At 58.2% G+C, this 5,280-nt stretch carries 5 protein-coding genes; all 5 read left to right on the forward strand.

Features of this window, described 5'->3' with window-relative positions; translation table 11 throughout:
- The first annotated feature begins 615 nt into the window (after positions 1 to 615).
- The 5 genes from QMX84_RS25730 to QMX84_RS25750 all read left to right on the forward strand — a co-directional run bounded on the left by QMX84_RS25730 (position 616) and on the right by QMX84_RS25750 (position 5,170).
- A complete protein-coding gene (locus QMX84_RS25730) occupies positions 616 to 1,557 on the forward strand; it encodes a fatty acid desaturase (RefSeq protein WP_262126801.1) in 942 nt (313 codons plus the stop codon).
- A gap of 18 nt (positions 1,558 to 1,575) precedes the next feature.
- Entirely contained in the window at positions 1,576 to 2,367 is a 792-nt protein-coding gene (locus tag QMX84_RS25735) for a PhnD/SsuA/transferrin family substrate-binding protein (protein WP_262126800.1), read from the forward strand.
- 78 nt (positions 2,368 to 2,445) lie between these two features.
- Positions 2,446 to 3,468, forward strand: coding sequence for an ABC transporter substrate-binding protein (locus QMX84_RS25740; RefSeq protein ID WP_123750172.1), 1,023 nt, complete (start codon positions 2,446 to 2,448; stop codon positions 3,466 to 3,468).
- 21 nt (positions 3,469 to 3,489) lie between these two features.
- The gene (locus tag QMX84_RS25745; protein ID WP_262126799.1) at positions 3,490 to 4,344 is read left to right on the forward strand and encodes a proline/glycine betaine ABC transporter permease; all 855 of its coding nucleotides are present in this window, start codon (positions 3,490 to 3,492) and stop codon (positions 4,342 to 4,344) included.
- Positions 4,337 to 5,170, forward strand: coding sequence for a glycine betaine/L-proline ABC transporter ATP-binding protein (locus QMX84_RS25750; RefSeq protein WP_048373700.1), 834 nt, complete (start codon positions 4,337 to 4,339; stop codon positions 5,168 to 5,170). The genes QMX84_RS25745 and QMX84_RS25750 overlap by 8 nt, the downstream gene beginning before the upstream one ends.
- Positions 5,171 to 5,280 lie beyond the last annotated feature (110 nt).

Genomic DNA, 5,280 nt, shown 5'->3' on the forward strand with positions numbered 1-5,280 from the left:
AGCTTGTCTCGCGATCTTTTGATCTGCTGTGGCTTTTGAGCGGGGCAACCTGAGGTTTGCCACCACGTCGAAAGCGCCAAGATCAAAAGATCGCGAGACAAGCTCGCTCCTACCAAATATAAAATAAGTGATTGATTCTAAAGACTCTGTAGGAGCGAGCTGTTGATCTGGTTTTTGATCTTGATCTAAGAGGCCCCGTTAAACCACGCTGGCCGAACGCAGGTTTTGCGCAGAGGCTAACCCGGCAGGACGCCGGGTTAGCCGCGACACGGCCAGGCACCGAGGGGGGGCAAAAGCGTTTTGTTTACTTTATCGCTTTTGCAAAGTGACGCGCCGTAAGGGCGGAACCCTAAGTGGCCGTTGCCGCGGCAATGGATCTGTACAAAAAAACAAGAGCCCCCTCACCCTAGCCCTCTCCCGAAGGAGAGGGAACCGATTGGGGGATGCTGTCTATTATCGGTGGCCTGTTTGCTGCGCGACAGCGCGGCGTCGAAGACGGGGCGGCAGCCCAGTGTGAGGTGTTGCACCACGGTTCTAAGCTCATAACCAAACGATCTGCAAGATATTTGCGCCTCGCGCCACACAAGGATTCAAACCTTTTTTTGAGTCCTTCAGATGTCGCATTATTTTGACAGCGCTCAGCAACAAGACATTCAGGCCCTGGCTCACACCTTTACCGGTCGTACGCAATGGCCCACCTGGTTGTTGTTGATTGCGGTGCCCAGCGCCTGGTTTGCCTTGATGCTGGCCAGCCCGGTGCTTGGCGCGGGCTGGACCATTGTGCTGTTGATCCCGGTGGTGGTGCTGTGGATGTCAGTCCAGCACGAGCTGTTGCATGGCCATCCCACGCGTTTCAATTGGCTGAACAAGGTGCTGGGCTATGCGCCCTTTGCCCTGTGGTACCCGTACACCTTGTACCGCGACAGCCACTTGCAGCATCACCACGATCATGACCTGACCATCCCCGGCGTCGATCCCGAAAGCCGTTACCTCAGCCAGTCAGGCTGGGAGCGCAGTTCCAGGCTGTTTCGCGCTGTGCTCTGGCTTAACAAAACCGTGCCGGGCCGCTTGCTGGTTGGCCCGCCTTTGGCGTTGTACGCGATGGCCAAAGAAGAATTTCAGCGCCTGCGCCAGGGCGAGCGCAAAGCCTGGCTGATGTGGCTGACCCACGGTTTTTTCACGCTGCTGATGTTTGCCTTTATCGCCCGCTACAGCGCCGTGACGGTGTGGCAATACGTGTTTTTGGTCACCGTCCCGGTGCTGTCTGTCGGCATGGTCCGCTCTTTTTACGAGCACCGCCCCGCAGCCCGTCCCGAACAGCGTACGGTACTTAATGAAGCCGGCTGGCCGTGGACCTGGTTGTTCCTGAATCTGAACTTGCACTTGGTGCACCACGATCTGCCGCGTCTGCCCTGGTTCTACATGCCCAGGGTCTACAAAGCGCGGCGTGAGCAATGGCAACAACGCAGCGGCCATTATGTGGTGCACGGCTATGGCGAGTTGATTCGTCGGCACGCGGTGCACGCCATTGATAGCCCCAAACACCCGTTTGTTTAACGTCACCAGGAGCGCTGTATGTCAGGCGGTTATGCAGAGTTATTGATGTACGTAGCCCCCGCGCAGGTGCGTGAAGCCAATGAACAATGGCTGACACGTATCCTTGAGCTGTTGCAGGCCACGCGCCGCGACGCCGGGAGCATTGAGTTGCTGGAGCTGTTTCGCTCGCCCGATTTGTTGCTGACCCAAACCTGCGGCTACCCGCTGCTGACTCAGTTGCAGGGCCAAGTGCAAGTGGTCGGTCGCCCGCGTTACGAATGGCCCGACAGCAGCGCCGGGCGCCATTGCAGCGTGATTGTCGGCCGCGAAACCGACCCGCGTGTCGAGCTGGCGGATTTTAAAGGTAGCCGCGGGGTGATCAATGACCGGCACTCCAACAGTGGCATGAACCTGTTCCGGCATCGGCTGACGCCCTTGCAGCAAGACGGGCGTTTTTTTGCCTCGGTGGCGACCAGCGGCGCGCATCAACAAAGCCTGCGCTGGGTGCGTGAAGGCTGGGCAGACCTGGCCTCCATCGACAGCGTCACGTTTGCCTACCTGGCGCGCTATGCCCCTGCCGAAGTCGCCGGGCTGCGCATTGTTGCGCGCACCGCCATCAGCCCCAATTTGCCCTACATCACCGCACTCAGTGCTGGAAGCGCGGGCGCTGAGCGTATTCGCGAGGCAATGAACCTTGCCTTGCAGCAGTTGCCACAGGTAAGTGCCTCCTTGGGTTTACAGGAAGTTTTACCGGCCAGCGAAACCGACTACCAGGTCGTTATTGGCTACCAGCGTGAAGCGAGCGCGGCAGGTTATGAGGTGTTGCTTTAAACGCCCTGCGACGCCAACGGCTACGCTTAAGCCAGTGCGGCCGATAGTTTTGCCCCTATCCATGACAAGAGAATCCGTATGAACAACCTTAAAAAATGGCTCGGTGGCTCGCTGCTGGCACTTGGATTGTTGAGCCAGCCGGTCCTGGCTGACAGCAAAAACACCCCGATTCACTTTGGCGACATCACTTGGGAAAGCGGCAGCTTTATCACTGAGGTGCTGCGTATTTTGACCGAGAAGGGCTATGGCGAGGCGACCGATACCTTGCCGGGCAGCACGGTTAGCCTTGAGGCGGCACTGGCTAAAAACGACATTCAGGTGATCGGCGAGGAGTGGGCCGGGCGCAGCCCCGCGTGGATCAAAGCCGAAGCCGAGGGCAAAGTCTCGGGGCTGGGTGACATCGTCAAGAACGCCAGTGAAGGCTGGTGGGTGCCTGAGTACGTGATCAAGGGCGACGCGGAAAAAGGCATCAAGCCGTTGGCCCCGGACTTGAAGTCGGTGGATGACTTGAAGCGCTACAAAGACGTGTTCCGTGACCCCGAAGACCCAAGCCGTGGACGCTTCCTCAATAGCCCGACGGGCTGGACCTCCGAGATCGTCAACAGCCAGAAACTCAAGGCCTATGGTCTGGACAAAGACTTCGTTAACTTCCGCACAGGCTCCAGTGCTGCACTGGACGCTGAAGTCGCTTCGTTGATCCGTCGCGGCAAACCGGTGCTGTTCTACTACTGGTCGCCGACCCCGTTGATCGGTCGCTACAAGCTGATCAAGCTGGACGAACCGGCCTTCGATGCCGAGGCCTGGAAAACCCTGTCTGACGCTAATAACCCTAACCCGAAGGGCACGCGCTCATTGCCGGCAAAACTGGCGATTGGTGTATCAACCCCGTTCAAAACCCAGTATCCGCAGTTGGTCGAGTTCTATGAAAAGGTCGATTTCCCGATCGATTTGCTGAACAAAACCCTGGCTGACATGAGTGAAAAACGCACCGAACCGCGCCAGGCTGCCGAAGCGTTTTTGCGCGACCAGCCGCAGATCTGGCACAGCTGGGTGACCGCCGAGGCGGCGCAAAAAGTTGATGCGGCGCTTAACGCCAAATAATTCACTGAGTACGAGCCATGCATGTTTCCTGAGAATCTGACGTTTTCCATCGCTGGCTGGGTCAATACCTGGGTCGATGCGCTGGTCAGCAACTACGGGGATGTGTTCCGACACATCTCCGACACCTTGCTGTGGGCCATCGTTAACCTTGAAAACCTGCTGCGCCTGACCCCGTGGTGGCTGATGCTGCTGATCGTCGGGGTGATTGCCTGGCACGCCACGCGCAAAGTGTTCAGCAGCGTGCTGATCGTGGGGTTGTTGTTTCTGGTCGGCGCGGTGGGGCTGTGGGACAAGCTGATGCAAACCCTGGCGCTGGTGATGGTGGCCACGGTGATCTCCGTGCTGCTGGGCATCCCGCTGGGTATTTTGGCGGCGCGCAGCAACCGCTTGCGCACGTTACTGATGCCGCTGCTGGACATCATGCAAACCATGCCCAGCTTTGTGTACCTGATCCCGGTATTGATGCTGTTTGGTCTGGGCAAGGTCCCGGCCATTTTCGCCACGGTGATCTACGCGGTGCCGCCATTGATTCGTCTGACCGATCTGGGTTTGCGCCAGGTTGACCACGAAGTGATGGAAGCCATCAATGCCTTCGGGGCCAACCCCTTGCAACAACTGTTCGGGGTGCAATTGCCGCTGGCCATGCCGAGCATCATGGCCGGGATCAACCAAACCACCATGATGGCGCTGTCGATGGTGGTCATCGCGTCGATGATTGGCGCCCGTGGCTTGGGCGAAAACGTGCTGGTGGGGATTCAGACACTCAACGTCGGCAAGGGCCTGGAAGCCGGGCTGGCGATTGTGATTCTGGCTGTGGTCATCGACCGCATAACCCAAGCCTATGGCCGACCACGGCATGGGGCAAAAGATGAGTGAGGCTGTGATCAACAAGATCGAAGTGCGCAATGTCTTCAAGGTGTTCGGTAAGCGCGAAAAAGAAGCCCTGGCCATGATCAAGGAGGGCCAGAGCAAAGCCGATGTGCTGGCCAAAACCGGCAGCGTGGTGGGCATCAACGACTTGTCGCTGTCGATTCAAGCGGGCGAAGTGTTCGTCATCATGGGTTTGTCCGGGTCGGGCAAGTCGACGCTGGTGCGTCACTTCAACCGCCTGATCGACCCGACCAGCGGGCAGATTCTGGTGGAGGGTGAAAACATCCTCGAGTACGACATGCCGACTTTGCGCCAGTTTCGGCGGCAAAAAATCAGCATGGTGTTCCAGAATTTTGGCCTGTTGCCGCACCGCAACGTGTTGGAAAACGTGGCGTACGGCCTCAAAGTGCGCGGGGAGAGCACGGCGCAGTGCAACGAGCGCGCCCGGCACTGGATCACGGTGGTGGGTTTGCAAGGCTATGAGCAGGCGTTTATTCACCAGCTCTCGGGTGGCATGCGCCAGCGCGTGGGGTTGGCCCGTGCCTTGGCCACCGACACCGACATCATTTTGATGGACGAAGCCTTCAGTGCCCTCGACCCGCTGATCCGCGCCGAGATGCAGGACCAACTGCTGGAGCTGCAACGCACGCTGCAAAAAACCATCGTTTTTATCACCCATGATCTGGACGAAGCGCTGCGTATTGGCAACCGCATTGCCATCCTCAAGGACGGGCAGTTGGTGCAGGTGGGCACGCCACAAGAGATTCTGCACACCCCTGCAGACGATTATGTGAACCGTTTTGTTCAGCGCCAGCGGGCGAAGATCGAGTGATGTCACTTAAGAGCGACACGATCCAAGTGGGAGCGGGCTTGCTCGCGATGGCCTTCAGAGCGCCTCATTTACCAGGCAAATATGCGTGATTGTTAACGATCATCGCGAGC

It is taken from the genome of Pseudomonas sp. PS01297, assembly GCF_029959305.1.
Lineage (GTDB): Bacteria > Pseudomonadota > Gammaproteobacteria > Pseudomonadales > Pseudomonadaceae > Aquipseudomonas > Aquipseudomonas helleri.